Source organism: Bacteroides sp. CAG:189, assembly GCF_000432295.1.
Classification (GTDB): domain Bacteria; phylum Bacteroidota; class Bacteroidia; order Bacteroidales; family Bacteroidaceae; genus Bacteroides; species Bacteroides salyersiae.
This window is the reverse complement of record NZ_HF991126.1, coordinates 15,770-37,717: the sequence shown is the minus strand read 5'-3', so window position 1 is coordinate 37,717 and position 21,948 is coordinate 15,770. Positions and strand designations below refer to the sequence as shown.

Sequence of the window (21,948 nt, the reverse complement as noted above, 5' to 3'; positions counted from 1 at the left end):
ACAAATTCGTGCCCCTGCAAAAGAAAACTATTGCAGGGGCATATTTGTTTTTCTACATTTGCAGAACATTTATAAAAACAGAAAACAATGAAAAAGCTCGTTATCTTCGATTTGGACGGAACATTGCTAAATACAATTGCCGATTTGGCCAATAGTACGAACTACGCCCTGAAAGTATTGGGATACCCCATCCATGAACCTGATAAATATAATTTCATGGTGGGCAACGGCATCAACAAGCTTTTTGAACGTGCGCTCCCCGACGGAGAGAAAACAGAAGAGAATGTACTCCGTGTCCGCCAAGAGTTTGTGCCTTATTACGACCAGCATAATGCGGATAAAAGCCGCCCGTATCCCGGAGTTACGGAATTATTGGAAACATTGCAAACAGCCGGTATGCAATTGGCAGTTGCCTCTAATAAATATCAGGCAGCTACGGAAAAACTGATCGCCCACTACTTTCCGAATATCAAGTTCACTGCCGTATTCGGTCAACGCGAAGGCATACCGGTGAAACCGGATCCGATCATAGTGAAAGAGATATTACAAATAGCTAAAGTACAAGAAGAAGAGACCCTCTACGTAGGAGACTCAGGAGTAGATATGCAGACTGCAATCAATGCAGGCGTGACATCCTGCGGTGTTACTTGGGGATTTCGCCCACGTACCGAATTGGAAAGTTTCCATCCGGATCATATCGTAGATAATGCAGAAGAGATAAAGCTGCTCTGTCGCTAAAACTCTTATCCATTGTCATTAAAACACTTATTCTTTTTAATCGTTTCACAATCATGAGACGCTCGTTTCACAACTGTGTGACGCTCGTCGCTCAACCGTGAGACGAGTGTCTCATGATTGTGAAACGATTAAAACTTCTCCAGCATTCCTATTTCTTGCAACCATTCTTCCGCCAATACAGGCCATCGAGCGGTCGTTCCCGGATTATTGCGCAAAGCAATACTATGCCCTCCCTCCGGAAAGATATGTAAAGTAGATTTCTTCACATCAGCACGTTTCAACGCCGTATAATAAAGAATACTATTAAGCGAAGAAACGGAACCGTCATTGGTAGCATGAACAATAAAAGCAGGAGGCGTATGCTTCGTCACCCGTTCATCACAAGAAAATTGATGCAATAGCTTCACCGGCGGATTCTTACCCAACAGGTTATCCCGACTTCCTCTATGCGCCACTTCTCCCATTGAAATCACCGGAGAAATAAGTATCGTAAAATCCGGACGGAAAGATTCCCTGTCCAGCGTATCGCCTCCACACCCCCAGTCTTCAGTAAAAGTAGACAGACAAGCAGAGAGATGCCCACCTGCCGAACATCCCATTACCCCTACCTTGTGCACATCAATACCATAATCCGCAGCGTGCGATCTGATATATCTCATTGCCCGTTGTGCATCCTCTAACGGTGCCTGATAACTCACTTTTACATCGGGCGACTGAGGCATACGATGATTAAGAACAAAGGCTGTCACTCCAAAAGTATTGAACCACTTCGCCAACTGCCATCCGCTAATCTGATAAGCCAAGCGGGCATATCCCCCACCGGGAATAATCAGTACAGCGGTTCCTTTGTTTTCGGCTATCGACGGTTCAAACACATATACACCCGGTGTACCTACCTGATATACCCGTTCGTTGGCAATGCTATCTTTTACTGTAATGCCTTTACTATTCGGCATATTATCTTTCCATAACGAATGAAAACTCTGCGCGGAAGCGCATTGAATGACCCCCGCAATCAACCATAAACAGATTCCTTTCTTCATCTCATTTATTTCTTATCAAATTATCGGATAGGACAAAGATAGTGCTCCTTTTTCATTTTAAGGTAGAATAATTGGTACATATACACGCTAAAAGAAACATTATTTCCACAATAGACTCAAGAAACTCCTCTACATTTGTTCCGTCATTTAAAACAAATCCACATGCCATGAAAAAGAGTCGTATCCTCCTCCTTTTTTCTCTAATCCTCCTGTGTTATCATACGGAATCTACTGCTCAGAGAAGCAACATCAAAGACTATGTCCGTATCGAAATCACTCCCGATCATGACGATTGGACTTACCGCACTAACGAACAAGCATCGTTCACCATCCGGGTAATACGTGGAAACGTAGCCTTGAAAAACATTCCTCTGACCTATGAAATAGGTCCTGAAAAAATGCCGCCCGTACAGACCGGAAAGAGCCGGATGGAAAAAGGTTTTCTGACCGTAAAGGCAGGAACGATGAAAACACCCGGTTTCACCACCTGTCTATGCCGCACGGAAGTAGACGGCATTGTGTATTCCAATTATGTAAATATCGGTTTTAGTCCTGACAAACTGGAACCGACAACAACACTCCCCAAAGATTTTACAGAATTTTGGGAACGTGCCAAAGCAGAAACGGCCCTTATACCGATAGCACCTCTTATCACTCTCCTACCGGAACAATGTACTCCGGAAACCAATGTATACCATGTGCGCCTGCAACACTACAAAAAAGGAACTTACCTCTACGGCATCCTTTGTATCCCTAAAAAAAGTGGCAAGTATCCCGCAGTTTTGCGTGTACCCGGAGCCGGTGTAAAAAAGCAACCGGCAGAAATGGCATTGGCGGAAAAAGGAATGATTACTTTTGCGATCGGTATTCATGGAATCCCGCAAACTTTACCGGACGATTTGTATCCCAATCTAAGCAAAGGTGTACTGGATAACTATGCTTTTTACCATCTCGATGACAAGGACTGTTATTACTACCGCCGCGTCTATACAGGTTGTGTCCGTGCACTCGATTTTCTGTGCAGCCTGCCCGAATATGACGGAGAAAATTTAGGTGTCATCGGTGGTAGCCAGGGAGGAGCGTTAGCGATAGTAACCGCCGGACTCGATACACGTGTAAAAGCACTCGTAGCTTTCTACCCGGCTCTATGCGATCTGACCGGTTATCTTCATGGCCGTGCCGGAGGTTGGCCTGCCATGTTCGCCCCTCAAAATCAGAATTTGAACAATAAACCGGAAAAGGTAGCCACTTCCCGTTATTATGATGTGGTTAATTTTGCCCGTTTCATCAAAGCTCCCGGTTATTACTCATGGGGGTATAATGACCCTACTTGCCCTCCCACGTCAACCTATTCGGCCTACAATGTCATCACTGCTCCCAAACAGTTATTCATAGCCCACGACACGGGACATTGGCGTACCAAAGAGCAGGATATCATAACCAACAATTGGTTCTGTAAACAGTTGATTAAGTAATACTTTTCGTCTTAAAACAAAAAATACTACCGTAAAAACAAATATTGCACATCCACTTGTTTACATCCGTATACTTTTGTAGCGATGAATTAACACTCAACGTGGGTGTAGTTAAGAAAAACAATCTATATTAATAAACTAAAAGTAAACATGCAAAGAATGTCTAACCAAGTGAAAAACATGCGCGCCCTGCTGCTTATGTTATTTGCAGCCTTATCGCTCAGCGTTTCAGCGCAGACGGTTTCAATAACCGGTAATGTGAAAGACGCGACAGGAGAACCCATCATCGGTGCATCTGTCGTAGAGAAAGGTAATGCCACAAACGGTACAATTACCGACCTTGATGGTAATTTCACTCTAAAAACTTCTGCCAAAGCAACTCTTGTCATATCTTATATCGGTATGAAAACACAAGATGTAGCCTTAAAAGGACAAACCAAAATCGATGTAACTTTACACGATGATACCCAAGCGTTGGACGAAGTGGTTGTTATCGGTTATGGTACAGTACAGAAAAAAGACTTGACCGGTTCGGTAGCCTCTGTCAGTGCAAAACAGTTAGAATCGATTCCTGTTTCCAGTGCTTCTGAAGCGTTAACCGGAAAATTGGCAGGTGTTAGTATCACCACAACAGAAGGTTCTCCTGATGCCGATATTAAAATCCGTGTACGTGGTGGAGGTTCTCTTTCTCAAGATAACTCTCCGTTGTATATCGTCGACGGTTTTCCCGTAAACAGTATCAGTGATATCGCTCCCAGCGACATTCAATCCATTGACGTACTAAAAGATGCTTCCTCAACTGCCATTTACGGTTCACAAGGAGCCAACGGTGTTATTATAATCACTACCAAATCGGGTAAAGAGGGTAAAACTCAAGTAAACTTCGGAGCGTCTTACGGTTGGAAACAAGTAACCAAAATGACCAAAACGATGGATCCGTATAATTACGCATATTATCAATATGAAATGGGATCTACTTCTTATGGTAATTATGATGACCTTGAAATATGGAAATCCGTAGAAGGAAATGATTTTCAAGACCAGATATTTGGTAATACCGGAAACCAATTACAATATAATGTAAGTGTCAGCGGTGGTACGAAAGACACCAAATACTCCATCTCCTACGCCCGTAATGAAGAAAACAGTATCATGCGTAGCTCCGGATTTGCCAAAGATAATATTAATGCCAAAATTAATACCAAACTGAACAAATGGATTAAACTGGACTTTAATGCTCGTCTGACAAATACGAAAATCAACGGTCTGAGTGGTGGAGCCGACACGAATGAGTCGAATGCCGCCAATTCTATCGTTGCCAATTCCGTACGTTTCCGCCCCATCAACCCCATAGATTCATCAAACGACGATGATGATGAGAGTAATACAACCAGACAATACAATCCGCTTGAACGTCTGGATGCAACCTATAAAAAGAAATACGATTTCAAGCAAAATTATAATGCCGGATTGGACTGGACTCCTATTAAAGGACTGACTTTCCGTTCTGAATTCGGTTACGGATGGAGAAGAGTAGATACCGACCAGGTATGGGAATCGCCAGCCGTACAAAACTCATCATTGGGTGACAATGGTATGCCTCAGGTAGTATTGACCCGCGTAGTCAACAAAAACTGGAGAAATGCCAATACCGTGACTTATGACGGCAAATTATTCGAAGGACGCGACCGTATCAATGTCTTGTTAGGTCATGAAGTTCAAAGCAGTAGACAAGACCAGCACATCAATACAGCAACCGCATTTCCATCTACAATGACACGCGATGAAGTGCTTGCCAATATGGGAGCGGCAGGCACAACTCATCCTGTTCAAAGTACATTAGGAGCTGAAGATAACATGCTTTCATTCTTCGGACGTCTTAACTATACAATGATGGATAAATACTTACTGACCGTAACAATGCGTGCCGATGGTTCTGCAAAATTTGCCAAAGGTAACCGTTGGGGATATTTTCCATCCGCAGCAGTCGCATGGCGTATTATGGATGAAGACTTCATGGAAGGCAGCAGAGACTGGTTGTCCAACTTAAAACTCCGTCTTTCGTATGGTACAGCCGGTAATAACCGAATTGGATCAGGGTTGATGTATACAACATATTCCATGGCAGCAGCCACTTCAAAGGGGCCGTATTTCGATGAAAAGTTCAACTCGATGCTGGAACATGGTTCAACACTTTCTAACCCGGGCCTAAAATGGGAAACAACCATCACACGTAACCTCGGTTTTGATTTCGGCTTCTTAAACAATCGTATATCCGGTAGCATTGATGCTTATTGGAATTCGACAAAAGATCTATTGATGAAAACCGAAATACCTTCGAATACCGGTTACTCTTACCAATACCAGAACTTTGGTAAAACATCCAATAAGGGAGTCGAATTGCAAATGAATGCCATATTGGTACAAAACAAGAACTTCAATCTCGATTTCAACTTCAATATCGCATGGAATAAAAACCGTATTGACGAACTACCCATCGACAACCCATGGCAAAGCTCTAACTGGTCCGGATCAACTATATCCAAATATGAAGATTACCGCGTTGAAAAAGGAGGTAGCCTCGGTGAAATATGGGGATTTAAAACCAATGGTTATTACACGGCATACGATGCGGTTAACAACCCTAACGGAGAATTAGTTTGGGGTAGTGGCGGTTGGCAGCTACGAGATGGAATCAAAGACAATTCAACAACAATAACCGGAGGTAAATATTATCCGGGCGGTTTGAAAGTAGAATGTGACGAGAACGGTGATCCTATTAAGCAAAAATTAGGTAATACCATCGCCCCGATCAATGGAGGTTTCGGCATCTCCGGTAACTGGAAGAACTTCGACTTTACAGCATTCTTCAACTATTCCATCGGAAATAAAATCATCAATGGTACTAAACTCGCAACTGCTTTCCGCGCAGGTTCGGCACTTGGTTATAACTTGAATTCAGATTTCGATCTGAGCAATCGTTACACATGGATCGACCCGGCAAACGGCTTGAATATAGGAAATCCATCTAATAGCACCATCAATACTTATGGCGGCATAGACAATGTCATCACCCGCCTAAATGAACTAAACCAAGGTGCCAATATGTATCATCCTGCTGCTGTTACAACCATGCAACTGATTGATTATGCAGTAGAAAATGCTTCATTCCTGCGTGTAAACAATATCTCTATCGGATATACGCTACCTAAACAAATCGTTAAAAAAGCATGGATAGAAAACGTACGTATTTACCTGACCGGATATAACCTTTTCTGCTTTACCAAATATAGCGGTGCAGACCCGGAAGTAGATACTTCAAGTAAAAAGAATGCAATGTGCCCGGGAGTTGATTACGCAGCTTATCCGAAAAGCCGTTCTTTCGTAGGTGGTATCAATGTTACATTCTAACCCATTAACAGAAAACTAAAATGAAAAAGATATTTAAAACCTTATTAATTGGTGGTGTAGCCTTAAATATGATGACCTCATGTTCCGATTTTTTAGATCAACGTTCACCATCTGAATTAACAGAAGAAACTGTTTTCAACTCTATATATTATGCCAATAATGTATTGAACAAAGTATATGGTAGCCTAACCAACGACCAGACTTATTCACAGTATTTCGCCTTTGTATGGTGTTTGAATTCTGATTACGAATTAGTAGACGGTTTCGGTGCCGATGCAAGCAACACTTCCAGTGAGCGTGGTAATATGAACTATAATCAAAATCCAGGATGGGCCAACTTATCCAAGGCTTGGGATGCCATGTTCAGTGCAATCGAATACGCTAATATCGTAGTGGACGGCATAAACAATAGTGAACTGATCACTGCCGGTGGTTCTACACAGACAGAAGCAGAACGTATTAAAGCTGAAGCCCAAGTTCTTCGCGCCATGCTTTATCTTGATTTAATCCGCAACTTCGGTGATTTGCCTATGAAAATGGAATCATCAAAGCCTGATTTAAGTAATGCTTACTTGGCTAAGACAGACCGGGATGTTATTTTGGATTACCTGATAAACGATTTGGAAGATGCAGCCGAACATTTGTCATGGGCAGGCTCAGTGTCTACAGAACACGTCACTAAAGGATATGCACACTCTTTGTTAGCAAATATCGCTTTGACACGTGCGGGATGGGCCATTCGCGAGAGTGCTAAGGCTGGTTATGAAACAGCCCCCAACAGCGATGCGGCTTATCCGACACAACGTCCGGGAACTGAAGAACGCCAGAAATTATATGAATTAGCACTCAAACATTTGAATATAGTTATCGGTTCTGGTAAACATCAACTGAATCCATCTATTGAAAACCATTGGGATATGGTCAATAAACTCAAATTAGACGAAACATATCGTGAGAATATTTTTGAAATACCAATGGGACTGGGTAGATCGGGCGAATTAGGCTATACTGTCGGAGTACGTATCAATGGCGCTTCTTCTAAATACGGCGAAAAAGGTAATTCATCCGGTAAGATGAAAGTATGTGCCCCGTATTTCTGGTCATTTGACCACAATGACTTACGTCGTGACTTGACATGCGCACCTTATACACTAAAAGAAACCGATGGAAAAATGGTAGAAAGCTTCGACGGAAACAAACCTTTCGAAATCTATCTTGCAAAATGGGATATCCGTAAAATGAGTGAAGAATGGCGTACCGTGGCAATCAATACCGGTAATGCAAAATGGATGTCGGGAATTAACGTCACCAAAATGCGTTATCCTTATGTACTGTTGATGTATGCCGAAGTAATGAATGAACTCCATGGAGCAGATGTAACGGGAGAATGCGGTCTTACAGCACGCGAAGCTTTGAAAATGGTACACAGACGTGCATTCAGCGATGCCGACAAAGCTGCCGCCGAAACATACATAAATAACATCTCGGCCGATAAAGATGTATTCTTTGATGCTATCGTTCAAGAAAATGCATGGGAATTAGTAGGGGAAGGCTATCGTAAATACGACTTGATCCGTTGGAATCTCTTGAACGACAGAACAGAGAAAATGAAAGCTGATTATGAAAGACAATTATCGGAATATCCGGCTAAATTATATTTCAAATATAAAGAAGACGGTGGTACCATAGACATGTCTACAGTGCAGTGGTATGCGACAGCCGAAGAACAGGAAGAATTAAAGAACGATGAAACATATTCAAATAAAGCTTTCTGGGGAGCAGAATTAACAGATGCCACTCAAAAGAATCTATTGGATTATCTTCCTAAAATAAATGGCGGCTTAAATGCTTCAGTGAAGAATCGATATTTAATGCCTATCGCTTCTACAACAATTTCCGCATCAAACGGAACTCTGCACAATTCTTACGGATTTACGGATTAATCATTTAAAATCTAATGAATAAGATGAAACATATAATAAATAAAATCGTGGCAGGAGCTTTTATGCTCCTGACCACTGCAGGAATAATATCTTGTACGGATATCAACGAATGGGAGACGGACAGCCAGTACGATCGACTGTTCAGTCCCGGTAGTTTTAGTGTTAGCGCCACTACCACTACTGCTGAAGTTACCTGGAAAGCTACTCCCGGAACCAACTATTATATCATTGAAGTAAGTACGGATTCATTATACGGTAAAACAGAAGAATGTCGTGAAAATTCAATCGTATACGGAACAAATAAAGACATTAAGAAATCTCCTTATACCCTTGAAGACCTGAATAGTAACACCAAATACTATATCCGTATCATGGGATGTTCCGAAACAAAAGGAAACTCTCATTGGAATTATCTTGAGAAATTCTCTTTTCAAACAAAGAGTGAGAATATTTTCGAAACCGTAGGAAGCAAAGACAAAGGTGAAGACTTCATTACCTTACGATGGGATGCCACATTGGCTGTGACTCACCTTGAATATGCACAGGTGACCGGTATAGATGAAAATGGAAACTCTATTTTAGGTGAAATAAAAACAATTGATCTCAGTAATGCAGAAGGTTCTGTTAAAATCTCAGAACTACAAGCATCTACCAGCTATCAGTTCACTATTTATAACGGTACCCACCCTCGTGGCACCCGCATAGTTTCTACAACTAATCCCACTCCAAGCGCCAATGTGAAGAAGTATCTCTACCAAGGTGACGCGCTTACTCAAGAAGATATAAATGCATTAGCATCTGAAAGTAGTGTAACCTACATTATGGAAGCCGGAATGGAGCTCGTTTGGGAAACACTTGATGAAACCACTGGTGAAATGACAGGTATAGTAATCCCTGATGGATTATCTGTTACATTCTTTGGTGCAGCTGGTGGAGAAAAGCCAACTATAAAATCAAACAAAACGATTGAAATAGATGGAAATCATAGTTATGTATCATTCGAAAATGTTGCTTTTGTAAATACAGGAAGTGTCTACTTGGTTAATGAAGGAAATATATCCAACTTGAGTACACTCTCTTTCAAAGACTGTACTTTTGATAATTATGCTCGTTCTATTATTCGCCTAAAAGATGAAGCCTCAATTAGTATCAGCAATGTAGTTATAGATAACTGTATTATAAATAATCAAGGTTCAGAAAATTTCCCTTGTTTCTATTGGAACAATGCTAAATATACCGTTGAACATTTTAGCTTAAAAAATACAACCATCAATTCTGCATTACATAATGTTATGGACTTCCGTAGTTCCAACATGACGAGTATCGAAATAGATAATTGTACCTTCTATAATATTATCGGATCTACCCGATATCTCTTGGATTGCCAAAACATCGCCCCGGAAATTAATATTTCCAACTCGATTTTTGCAAAGGTTAGTTCAGGTGTATTAACTGAAGGAGTATGGACTTCTACATCAAAAGGTATCAGATCCAATTCTACCCCGACCATTTCGGGAGTATATTTCACGGCAGACTTTGTATTCGGTAGCAATGCTTTCAAACCCACGTATGAGTATAACAACACTTCCGAAAACTTATTTACGGATCCGGAAAACGGTAACTTTACTATTAAAGATTCATCCTTTGATGGCAAGAATAGTGCCGGTGACCCACGTTGGTATATGAGTGCAGAATAATATTAGAAAAGCGTAAGTAAAAATCCTCTGATTAGTTATAGTCAGGGGATTTTTTTATTTATTTTCTTCATAGTCTTTTTTGTTACAATCCGGCAATATTCGTACATTGCGACAAAATCATAAAAAATCAGTTTATATGGAAGCCATTAAAGAACGATTTGAAAAAATACTCGACAGAATTGAAACATCCGGAAAATCTGCAACCGAATGGTTTGGCAAATATACCCATGAGCTATTAATGAACCCAGACAATTGGTGGGAAGCTTTAGCCGTGTGCAAATATGCATTAGATCGCAAAGAGAGCCAAAAGGAAACAGCCGATTTCTTCCGCCTGATATTTGAAGCCTACGATTGCAATGTAGAGGTAGACCTTAATGAAGAAGAATATGCTTTCTGGTGGGAAAAAGTACAGGAAACCTGTGACCGAGTAGGAGAATTTGACGGTGCGGGATGGACACAAAAAGGTTCCCAATACGCTGAAGCACGTTATGGACTACGTGATACTGGAAAATTATTGCCATACTATGAAAAAGCAGCCGGGATGGGAGACGAACATGCCCAAGCCACTGTTGCTTTCTGGAAATACATGGGGTATTATTGTCAGCCGGATCAGGAAGAAGGTAAACGTATCTTTGCCAAACTTACAACTCCGGAAGGTTTGCGCTGGAAAAAATTCTATCAGGCATGTATCGAGAATTACGCCGGTAATGAAGGGCAGGCACGACAACTTCGTCAGGAATTATTGGAAGTACTCTCCGAAAAAGACAGAATGCGTGCCCACATATACGCTGTCATAGGCGATGAACTCGACAACGATGAAACAAAAACTGCAGAGCAGGCGGAATATTACAAAAAAGCACTGGCTATTGTTCCGAACTTCTACGTCCAGAAAAGCTTAGGCACCCTGTATATGCGGAATCCGGAATTAGGAAAAAAGCCGGAAGAAGCATTCAAACTATGGGAAAGCGCCTGGAAATCCGGAGTATGGTCGGCTGCCAACTTCTTGGGATATTATTATCAAGACGACCCCTGGACCAATATCCCCAAAGCAATTGAATGGCTGGAAAAAGGAATGCTTTATTGTGAATCATACAGTGCTTACGAACTTGCTTTAATCTATCTGTACAATGATGAATATCAAAATGTGGAACGTGGTTTATACTGTCTTGAACGTTGTGTAGAAGATAATTACGTACAAGGAGTCGAAAGCCTGGCAATGGTCTACTTCAATGGAGAGTTGGTAGAAGAAAATATCGGACGCGCCCATGAGTTGTTACAGAAAGCTGCCGAACTGGGTTCCGGAAGCGCTATATACCGCATCGGATGGATGTATGAACGCGGTTGCTTATCTGAAAATCCGGATTATGTAAAGGCATTGGAATACTATGAGAAAGCAGCCGCATTAGGAAATAATGACGGTTATTGCCGTGCAGCCCTCTATCTGGCTAATGGATATGCCGGAGTGACAGACGAAGCCAAGTCTAAAGAATATTACGAGAAAGCTGCTGCACAGGGTTCTGCCTATGCAATGGTGGAGTTGGGCTTTCTTCAAGAAAACGAACGGAATTACGAACAGGCCTTCGAACTGTTCAGCAAAGCCGCAGAACAGGAATATCCTTATGGCATGTATCGCACAGGCTTTTATTTAAGTGAAGGTATCTTGGGCGAAGCCAAACCCGAAGAGGGATTTGCATGGTATCTAAAAGCTGCCGAGGCGGGAGATACAGATGCGATGTTTGCAGTTGGCCGTTGCTACAAAAACGCTGTCGGAGTAGAGGAAGACCCCGACAAAGCACTCGAATGGTATCACAAAGGAGAAGAGAATAATGAATCCCGTTGTATTACAGAATTGGGATTGGCTTATGAAAACGGATACGGAGTAGAAGAAAATCCACACAAAGCCGTAGAATATATGACCCGAGCAGCCGAAACAAACTATGCATATGCCCAATTCAAAATGGGAGACTATTATTTCTACGGATATGGCCCATGCATGGAAGACAACAAGCAAGCAGTGGAATGGTATGAAAAGGCAGTTGCCAATAACAGTCCTATGGCTATGCTCCGGTTGGGAGAATACTATCTGTACGATTACGACAAACTCAACGAATCCGAAAAAGCATTCGTCTATTTCAAACAAGCAGCAGAACAAGAATTCTACAGTGAAGGAATAGGCATTTGTTACGAAATGGGTATCGGAGTGGAAGAAAATGAGACGGAAGCATTCAAATATTATACCCTCGCCGCAAATAACGGTAACACAATGAGCATGTATCGCACGGGGCTCTGCTACTATAACGGTGTAGGTGTCAAGCAAAACCTACAGGAAGCATTTCGCTGGTTCAATGATGCAGCCGGTCGGGAAAGTGTTCACGCTTACTACTACTTAGGAAAAATGTTAATGTACGGAGAGGGTTGCACACCCGATGCGGAAACCGGATTGCAATGGCTGTTGAAAGCCGCAGAAATGAATAGTGACAAAGCGCAATTCGAACTCGGTAATGCCTACCTAAGCGGTAACGGTGTAGAAGAAAACGATGAAATAGCCATGGAATGGTTCGAGAAAGCAGCAGAAAACGGCAACGAGAAAGCGTTGAAAATTACAGGAAGACGAAAACGATAAGATTCACACATCTCACAATGGAGAACGAAAATAACAATCTGTTCCAGGTCAATCTAAAGGGGATGATTGCCCTGCTATCGGAACACATTTACAGCAACCCCAACACGTTTGTACGCGAACTACTTCAAAATTGTGTGGACGCCATCACCGCACTACGAAATATCGACGAAAATTATGCCGGACGAATCGACGTATACCTCAATGAAGATGGTTCGCTGGTTTTTCAAGATAACGGCATCGGTCTGAAAGAAGAGGAAGTATACCGTTTTCTTACGGTCATCGGTGAAAGTTCCAAACGTGACACTCCCGATGCGGACGACTACATCGGCCGTTTCGGCATCGGTTTACTATCATGTTTTGTAGTAACCAATGAAATCACAGTAGAAAGTCGCTCGGCAATGGATAAGCAAGCGGTTCGCTGGTGTGGTAAAGTGGATGGTACTTATCAGACAACTCTTCCCAATGAAGAATGGCCGATAGGTTCACGTGTCATTCTGGTTCCGAAAAAAGAATGGGCCCACCTTTTTGAATACGAAACATTCAAAAAGATACTGCGCAACTATGGAGAAATACTGCCCTATCCCATCTATCTGCATCGGCAAGAAGAAGAATTGGTTAATACCCCCTCTCCCGTTTGGCTGAATCCGAAAGCATCCCGTAAAGAGTTACTCGAACACGGAGCCAAAGTATTTCAATCTTCCGCTTTAGACGCCTTTCATATCCATACAGAAAACGGTAAGGTAAACGGAGTACTTTACATACTTCCGTTCCGCACTCAATTCTCAACACGTAATTCTCATAAAATTTATTTGAAACGTATGTTGCTGAGTGAAGATGACTGTAATCTTCTACCTTCCTGGGCCTTTTTTATCAGATGCCTAGTCAATGCCGACGGTTTGCAGTCCACTGCTTCCCGCGAATCTTTCGTAAGCAATGATCTGTTGAAAGATGCCCGAAAAGAGATTGGAACTGCCATAAAAGAGTATTTAAAAGGACTGGTCGGTAACAATCGGGAAATATTCAATAAAATTCTCGATGTACACTATTTCCATATCAAAGCCATTGCTGCGGAAGACAATGAGTTACTCCGGCTTTTCATGGATTATCTGCCATTTGAAACCAGCAAAGGGATGAGAAACTTCGGAAATATCCGCGCAACTGATCATGTAATCCGTTACACCCGTAATCTTGAAGATTTCCGACAAGTACGCCGTATTGCCGGAGCACAAGGTTGGCTGGTCGTCAATGCCGCATATACATTTGATGAAACACTATTAAAGAAATCTGCCCGTCTCTTTCCCGGACTGACACTGGAAGAAGTTTCTCCGGCCCGCTTGCTCGAACAATTTGCAGAAGTAGAAGCCAACGAAGAACATAAGGATTTCGAAAAGAAAGCCGGCGAATTATTGAAACGTTTCGGATGTATCTGCAAACTTAAACATTTCACTCCGGCAGATACTCCGGTAATCTTCGTCGCTGAAGAGAAAGAAACCAATACCAAAGCTGCCAATAACCCGTTGGCAGCCGTACTGGGAACAATCAACCCTCAAAAGCAGACACCACCTACACTGACATTCAATGCCGACAATGAAATGGTACAGACGCTACTGAAAATAAAAGCAGATAACAAACTTTTCCAGCATATCGTATATATACTATATGTACAAGCCTTGTTGCAAGGACGTTATCCGGTCAACAGTGAGGAAATGACTCTCTTCAACCATTCACTCAGCGAGCTGATGACTACCAAAATGAACGAATTTATCAACTTCTTAAATTAATGTAATCCCATGAAGTACACACTTGAAATACAAAAAAGACTGTTGCAAGTAGAGAATGGCAACCTTTCACCACGTGAAAAGTCTTCTTTACTCAGAGAAGCCATACGCATAGCGGATGAAAATGATGACGTACAATGGGCGGTAGAAATGCGTTTAGATCTCATTTACGAACTAAATCAACTCTCCGAAGATCAAGAAGAAATCACCGTATTCTCACGTATACTGGATGATTATGAAAACAATAAAGACCTTATTCAGGAAGATGACATTCTTTGGAAATACAAATGGATATGGGGTTGTGCTTTCGATCTTCCGGAAATCCCTAAAGTACAGGTAGATGCCATTGCCGAAGACTTCAAAACCCGTATTCTACGCAACGGATATTCCGCACGTTCTTATTATCACTTATTGTCTGTACAAAATACGAGAATGCGACAATACGATAAAGCCAAAGAATATGCCGACAAGATGCAAAATGAAAAGTTGGATGACATGATGTGCGAAGCCTGCGAACTGAACTTCCTGTTAGACATCTATTTGGAAACCGGAAAATTTGATGAAGCCTATCACCGTGCCCAACCACTTATCAGCAAACAAGTAACCTGCTACGAAGCTAACTTAAGAGCTTTCCTCAAACTATCCTACTATGCGCAAAAAGCGGGAAAAGCAGAAATAGCAGCCGATATGTGCGCACGTGCCGAAGAAGCCTTGGCAGGCCGTGAAAAGGATGAATACCTATTACCCTATCTGGGCAATTTCATCACATACTACTTCATGACAAACCCACAACGAGGCTGGGAATATGTAGAACGCTGTATTCCCTGGAGCTTAAGAACGAGTAAGTATAAAAAATACCGCTTTGGATGTGATATGGCGGAAGCACTGAAATATGAATCACGTCCGGAGGTGAAACTCGGGTTACCCGAAGAATTCCCTCTTTATAATGCAGAATGTACCTATCAGGTTGCAGAACTGCGCGATTATTTCTATAAACAGGCCGAAGGACTGGCACATCAATACGATACACGCAACGGAAATAACGGATATATGGAGAGGATACTGTGTCAATGCGGCAATATGCCAATACAATAACTTAGAAATGAAAAAAGAATGTGCCAATGGTATACGTTTATCCCTACGCAGCCAATTGGCACATTTACACATTACGATATTACTTATTTCCCCGTCACCCTGAAGAAATCTTTCACCGATTGTATCTGAAAACAATTATTTATCTGAACATTCTCCGCTTTATCCACTTCAATCACAGCCTGTCCGGGAATAGGTTTCTTCGAACGGACTCCCTCCAATGTAATTCCGCTACTTTCTCTGAAAGTGAGCGACGGCCCTTCGGATACGGCAAAGTCCACATTGAAGAAACGGATATTCGTTGCTGTTTCAACATTAAACCCTTTTTCCGCCTCCATATTTATATTTGAGAATGAAAGCTCGTTTATCGGCATCTCCTCAATACCTTTTATATAACCGATCTGCTTCACATCCGAACCTGTAATATTACTCAAATGAATATTACGGAATACGGGAGTGCGTTCGCTCACCGGTTCCGGTTTGGAAAGCTTATCATAAAACAAATCAAAGATAAATGCATTCCGGCCGATATTTTTCATCACGATATTATCCACCCGGATATCTTCTACTACTCCACCACGACCACGGGAGGCTTTCAAACGAATACCGGCATCTGTCCCATCAAAAACGCAATTGGATATAGCCACTCTCTTCACCCCGCCGGACATCTCACTACCAATCACAACTCCACCGTGCCCGGAAAGCATGATACAATTAGTGATTGTCAGATTCTGACAAGGTTTCCCATATTTACGTCCATCAGCATCACGTCCCGATTTTATGGTAATACAATCATCTCCTACGCTGATAAAGCAATCAGAGATACGCACATTGCTACAAGAAGTCGGGTTAATACCATCTGTGTTGGGACCTTTGGGGTTCTTTGAAGGGTTATTGATCGTTACGCCATGAACCGTTATGTTGTCACAGAATGCAGGATTAATGGTCCAAAAAGGAGAATTGATAATCTTCACATTTTCTATTACGATGTTACTGCATTCAAAGAACTGAATGAAAGGCGGACGGAACATACGGCGCTCCAAAGAAGGTTTGTAGTAATCAGAGATTTCCAAATCCTTATTAGCGTCCACCCACATTTGCTGAAGCTTGTTCAGAGAAGGCAGTTTTCCTCCGTTCTCCTTTATCAACCGACGGGTATCGACTTCCCAAGCCCACCATTTGAACCCGTTTCCATCCAGAGTACCTCTTCCGGTTATCGTCAGGTTATCGGCATTGTCGGCATAAATTAATGGCGACAATGTATTCATTACCGTTCCCTCCCAGCGAATCTTCACAAAAGGAAGATAATCTTCAAAGCGATCCGAAAAACGAAGAGTGGCACCGGACTCTATATCCAAAGTAATATTACTTTTCATACGTATGGTAGCAGTCAGATAAGTACCCGCCGGAAAATAGATCGTCCCTCCCCCTTCGGCGAAAGCCTCATCAATTGCTCTGTTTATTAAATCGGTACAAGGTTTTATGCCTGTAAGATCGGCTCCCAACTGTTTCATATCAAAAGTACGGGCATGGGTCACGGCAGTAGTCAAACACCACAATGCCATGCAAAGAAATAAATGTTTCATCGACATACAAATATTTATTGATTACAAGGGCAAAAGTACATTCTTTTATTACTCCACATGAGGAATTTCCGTGCTTCATAGAGGAAGATTCAGTGGAAAAACTGGGCAAAAGAGGGTATTTTTAAGTTATTAAGAGGATACTGTTATTTTATATAGGGTGTTTTCCTTATTTTTGTGATACGAAATCACAAAACAAGATACTATGAAAAAAATCTTTCTCGTCATCGTTCTGCTTATAGCCGTTTTTACAACTATCGCGCAGCCGCTTTGCCAGATAGAACATTTTACGGTGAACAATGGGCTGGCTCAGGGAGTAGTCACTACTATATTACAAGATAAAAAAGGATTTATCTGGTTCAGCACCTGGAATGGTCTGGACAAATTTGACGGATATACATTCAAAAACTACAAGGCTTTTCCTGGAGACGGTTGCATGTTGAGCAACAATCGGATCACCTTCATTGCAGAAAGCCGATCCGGAGATATCTGGTGCCAGACCTACGACGGCCATATCTTCTTATTCGACACGAAAGAAGAAAAGTTTATCGATATTCTGAACCCCATTGAAGAAGAAACCCGGCATATCAATATTGTAGACCAAACTTATGTGCTGCCCAAAGGAGTCGTGTGGGTGGCCTGCGACAAAGGATACAATTTCAGAATAGACGAAAAACTTTGTAAAGAAAGAAAAGGAATCACTCTCTACAATTCTTTCAACCAGACTTTAAAAGGAGATCAGATCTTCAGTGTTTATCAGGATTCTGAAGGAGATGAATGGATATTGACTGATAAGGGAGTAACGGTAATCGGCCAAAAGAAAGCTGACAGCGACTTTCCTTTCTATCATATTAAAGAGATGAAAGGGAAGATATTCCTTGCTTCGACTTCCGGCAAACTGGCGATTTATGACATGCAAACAGAAAAGATAAGATTTGCAGAAATTCCTTACGATATACAGGTAATCAACGGAATACATAATATTGGAAATAACGATTTAGCTCTTGCCACAGACAAAGGAATTGTTATCTTCAATGTCGAACAAAAAAGTTTCAAACAGATCGATATACGAACAGTAACTCAAACCTCAAACACCGCATATTCTATCTATAAAGACAAGCAAGGTGAATTATGGATATTCTCCAACACCCCGGGAATCGTACGTCTCAACTTAAATACCGGTGAAAAGCAACATCTTGCAACTCCTTCAAAAGAAATTATAAACTATGGACGCCCCAACCGTAATATTATCTTTGAGGATAAAGCAGGTGTACTCTGGATGATTCCTCATAAAGGAAATTTCTGTTATTATGATCGTGCTGAAAAACACTTAAAACCATTTTATACAGATCCTACTAATCCTAACTCCATGTTTACCCCAAATGTTCGTTTCTACTATACGGACAGACAAAAAAATCTATGGTTTACTGGTATACGAGGAGTAGAAAAGGTGTCTTTCTTTCCTTACTCTTACAAGCATACTCCTATAGACTACGGTTTGGAAGTACGTGGATTATGGCGAGATAAGCAAAAACGCCTTTGGGTAGCCTCTAAAAAAGGAACAATCCGTATATATGCCCCCGATGGACAATTACAGGGATACTTGAACCAACAAGGAACCATAAGCAAAGATATGGTGATATTCCCGGATAACATTTACTGCTTTATGGAAGACAAAGATGGAATTATCTGGATGGGAGGTAAAGAGAAAGGCTTATTCCGACTGGAAAAAAAAGACGAAACTCATTTCTCCATACAGCAATTTACCAACCAACCGGAAAATAAATACAGTTTAAGCAATAACAGTGTCTATTCCATCTGCCAGGATAGCCATAACCGGATTTGGATCGGATGTTTTGGCGGAGGAATTAATCTGTTGACTAAATCTACAGATGGTAAAATCCGGTTCATACACAGCAACAATGAATTAAAAAACTTTCCGACCAGCCATTTCATGAAAGTCAGATGCATTACCGAAGTATCCGGAGGAGTGATCATTGCAGGCACAACAGAAGGACTGTTGACATTCTCCAACAACTTTGAACAACCGGAAGAAATCAAATTCCATCAAAATATACGCAACCCGGGTATAGCATCCAGTCTGGGCAGCAATGATGTCATCAACATCTATACAGACAGCCGAAAAACGATATATATATCGACATTCACCGGAGGAGTCAGCAAGGTACTCTCCCGGAATCTTCTCAATAGCGACATAGAATTCAAGACTTATACCATCAGAGACGGATTAGCCTCGGATCTTGTACTGTCCACTATCGAAGACACGGAAAAGAACCTATGGATCGTGTCGGAAAACACGTTATCCCGCTTCAACCCGCAACTGGAAACGTTTGAGAATTATGGAAGTAATTTCCTACAACAAGAATTCAACTTCTCCGAAGCAGCTCCCTCCTTAAATGCAAAACAGCAATTAGTATTCGGGACAGACAAAGGATTCATTGAAATCAGTCCCTCCGATATGAAAAAAAGCGACTATGTCCCCCCTATCGTCTTCACCGGTTTAAAGATACAGGGTAGCCCGTCTCCTACGGGGATTGACGATCTGCAAGAACTGGTGTTAAATCCTTCCCAAAGAAATATCACCTTCCAATTTGCAGCCCTCGACTATGTAGCACCGGAAGAAATACAATACGCTTATCGTTTGGAGGGCTTGGAACATGAATGGAACGATGCAGACAATAACCGTTCTGCCAGCTACATTAACCTACCGGCCGGAGAATACCGGCTTCAAGTTCGCTCAACCAACAGTGACGGAGTATGGGTAGACAACACACGTACTTTAATAGTAAAAGTATCGCCTACTTTCTGGGAAACGGCTTGGGCATGGGGACTTTATGTCGTCCTATTTATCCTGTTTACCTGTACCATCGTATATATCCTATTCTATATCTACCGCTTAAGACATCAGGTAGACCTTGAGCAACAATTATCAAATATCAAGCTTCGTTTCTTTACCGATATTTCTCATGAACTGCGAACACCACTTACACTGATAGCCAGTCCGGTAACAGAAATACTGGAAAATGAACCTCTTTCGTCCAAAGCGCGCGAACATCTGACTTTAGTGCATAAAAACACAGAACGCATGCTACGGTTGGTAAACCAGATATTGGACTTCCGGAAGATACAGAATAAAAAAATGAAATTACTGGTAGAAGAGAGCGATATTATCGCCCTGCTGCGTAAAATAACAGACAGCTTCCAATTGGTTGCCGAAGAAAAACAGATTGACTTCAAAGTAGATACCGATTGCAAAGAGCTATATATATGGATAGATCGTGATAAATTTGAGAAAATATTTTTCAATCTGCTCTCCAATGCATTCAAGTACACCCCTTCGGGGAAAGCAGTTACCGTACGCATCACTACCGATACGGAAAACGTAACCATATCCGTGATAGACGAAGGTATAGGAATCGATCCCGGTAAGCAGAAATCTCTTTTCCAAAGATTCGAGACACTGGCCAGGTATAACATATTACAACCATCGTCAGGAATCGGTTTATCATTAGTCAGGGAGTTGGTAGAACTACACCACGGAATAATAGAAGTATCCAGCCAGCCCGGTAATGGCAGCTGTTTCAGCGTACAATTTCCCACCAGACGTGATATTTTAGAACAAGACCCGCAAGTGGAATTTATCCTGGCCGACAGTTATCAGGCTGCAATTGCAACAGATCAGAATACATTCGACATGAAACCGGTAGCAAGCTCCCCAACCAGCAACCAACAATCGGACAATAAGGACGCCCTCACCATCCTTATTGTGGAAGATAATCCTGAATTACGTACATTCCTACATAATATACTGACTGATAAATACATCGTAATCGAAGCCGGCAACGGACAGGACGGATTGGAACAAACCTTGCAGGAAGTACCCGATTTAATAATCAGTGACGTTATGATGCCTGTCATGGATGGGCTCGACATGGTGAAAAACATTAAAGAGAACCGTAATATCTGTCATATACCCATTATTCTGTTATCGGCAAAGTCATCGTTGGACGATCGCATTGCCGGACTGGAACAAGGTATCGACGACTACATTACCAAACCATTCAGTGCCACTTACCTGAAAACCCGGATCACCTCACTACTTCAACAACGCCAAATGTTGCAGGAGATTTATCTGGCCAATCTGGCAAAAGGAAAGCAACTCCCCGACCGGCAACAGGAGCTGACACCGTCACAACCGCAAATCACACCCTTTGACGAAGAGTTTATGCAACAAGTCATGGAATATATGGAGGAACAAATGGACAATTCGGAACTTACCATAGACGACTTTGCCAATAAACTGCTACTGAGCCGTACGGTATTCTATCGGAAACTAAAATCAATAGTAGGCCTGACCCCTGTAGATTTCATACGCGATATCCGTATCAAACGCGCAGTGCAATTGATCGACAGTGGCAGGTTCAACATATCCCAAGTAGCCTATATGACCGGCTTCAATGACCCGAAGTATTTCAGCAAATGCTTCAAGAAACAAATGGGAGTGACACCAACAGAATATAAAGACAAACAGAAGCAATAGTAAC

Annotated in this window: 11 protein-coding genes; 9 read left to right on the top strand and 2 right to left on the bottom strand. The window is 41.9% G+C overall.

Going from position 1 to position 21,948, the window contains the following annotated elements; translation table 11 throughout:
- Positions 1-87: 87 nt before the first annotated feature.
- Positions 88-738, top strand: coding sequence for an HAD family hydrolase (locus tag QVP90_RS19315; protein WP_005925439.1), 651 nt, complete (start codon positions 88-90; stop codon positions 736-738).
- A gap of 128 nt (positions 739-866) precedes the next feature.
- On the opposite strand, the gene QVP90_RS19310 is transcribed toward QVP90_RS19315, so the two are convergent.
- Complete coding sequence (locus QVP90_RS19310; RefSeq protein ID WP_021937350.1) at positions 867-1,781, bottom strand: alpha/beta hydrolase; 915 nt, start codon at positions 1,779-1,781, stop codon at positions 867-869.
- A gap of 167 nt (positions 1,782-1,948) precedes the next feature.
- Here QVP90_RS19310 and QVP90_RS19305 point away from each other — a divergent pair, with 167 nt between their 5' ends.
- The 7 genes from QVP90_RS19305 to QVP90_RS19275 all read left to right on the top strand — a co-directional run bounded on the left by QVP90_RS19305 (position 1,949) and on the right by QVP90_RS19275 (position 15,803).
- Complete coding sequence (locus QVP90_RS19305) at positions 1,949-3,256, top strand: acetylxylan esterase (RefSeq protein ID WP_021937349.1); 1,308 nt, start codon at positions 1,949-1,951, stop codon at positions 3,254-3,256.
- A gap of 150 nt (positions 3,257-3,406) precedes the next feature.
- Complete coding sequence (locus QVP90_RS19300; protein ID WP_005925448.1) at positions 3,407-6,667, top strand: SusC/RagA family TonB-linked outer membrane protein; 3,261 nt, start codon at positions 3,407-3,409, stop codon at positions 6,665-6,667.
- A 20-nt stretch (positions 6,668-6,687) separates the two neighbouring features.
- Positions 6,688-8,610 carry a RagB/SusD family nutrient uptake outer membrane protein gene (locus tag QVP90_RS19295; protein ID WP_005925451.1) on the top strand — a complete coding sequence of 641 codons (1,923 nt, stop codon included), beginning with the start codon at positions 6,688-6,690 and terminating at the stop codon, positions 8,608-8,610.
- Between the two features lie 23 nt (positions 8,611-8,633).
- Entirely contained in the window at positions 8,634-10,307 is a 1,674-nt protein-coding gene (locus QVP90_RS19290) for a fibronectin type III domain-containing protein (protein WP_264380778.1), read from the top strand.
- A gap of 136 nt (positions 10,308-10,443) precedes the next feature.
- Positions 10,444-12,930, top strand: coding sequence for a tetratricopeptide repeat protein (locus tag QVP90_RS19285; protein WP_021937347.1), 2,487 nt, complete (start codon positions 10,444-10,446; stop codon positions 12,928-12,930).
- A gap of 17 nt (positions 12,931-12,947) precedes the next feature.
- Positions 12,948-14,711 carry an HSP90 family protein gene (locus QVP90_RS19280; RefSeq protein WP_021937346.1) on the top strand — a complete coding sequence of 588 codons (1,764 nt, stop codon included), beginning with the start codon at positions 12,948-12,950 and terminating at the stop codon, positions 14,709-14,711.
- A gap of 9 nt (positions 14,712-14,720) precedes the next feature.
- Positions 14,721-15,803: a hypothetical protein gene (locus QVP90_RS19275; RefSeq protein ID WP_021937345.1), complete on the top strand. Its 1,083-nt coding sequence runs from the start codon at positions 14,721-14,723 to the stop codon at positions 15,801-15,803.
- A gap of 83 nt (positions 15,804-15,886) precedes the next feature.
- On the opposite strand, the gene QVP90_RS19270 is transcribed toward QVP90_RS19275, so the two are convergent.
- The gene (locus QVP90_RS19270; protein WP_021937344.1) at positions 15,887-17,386 is read right to left on the bottom strand and encodes a glycoside hydrolase family 28 protein; all 1,500 of its coding nucleotides are present in this window, start codon (positions 17,384-17,386) and stop codon (positions 15,887-15,889) included.
- A 202-nt stretch (positions 17,387-17,588) separates the two neighbouring features.
- Here QVP90_RS19270 and QVP90_RS19265 point away from each other — a divergent pair, with 202 nt between their 5' ends.
- Positions 17,589-21,944: a hybrid sensor histidine kinase/response regulator transcription factor gene (locus QVP90_RS19265; protein WP_021937343.1), complete on the top strand. Its 4,356-nt coding sequence runs from the start codon at positions 17,589-17,591 to the stop codon at positions 21,942-21,944.
- The last annotated feature ends 4 nt before the right edge of the window (positions 21,945-21,948 follow it).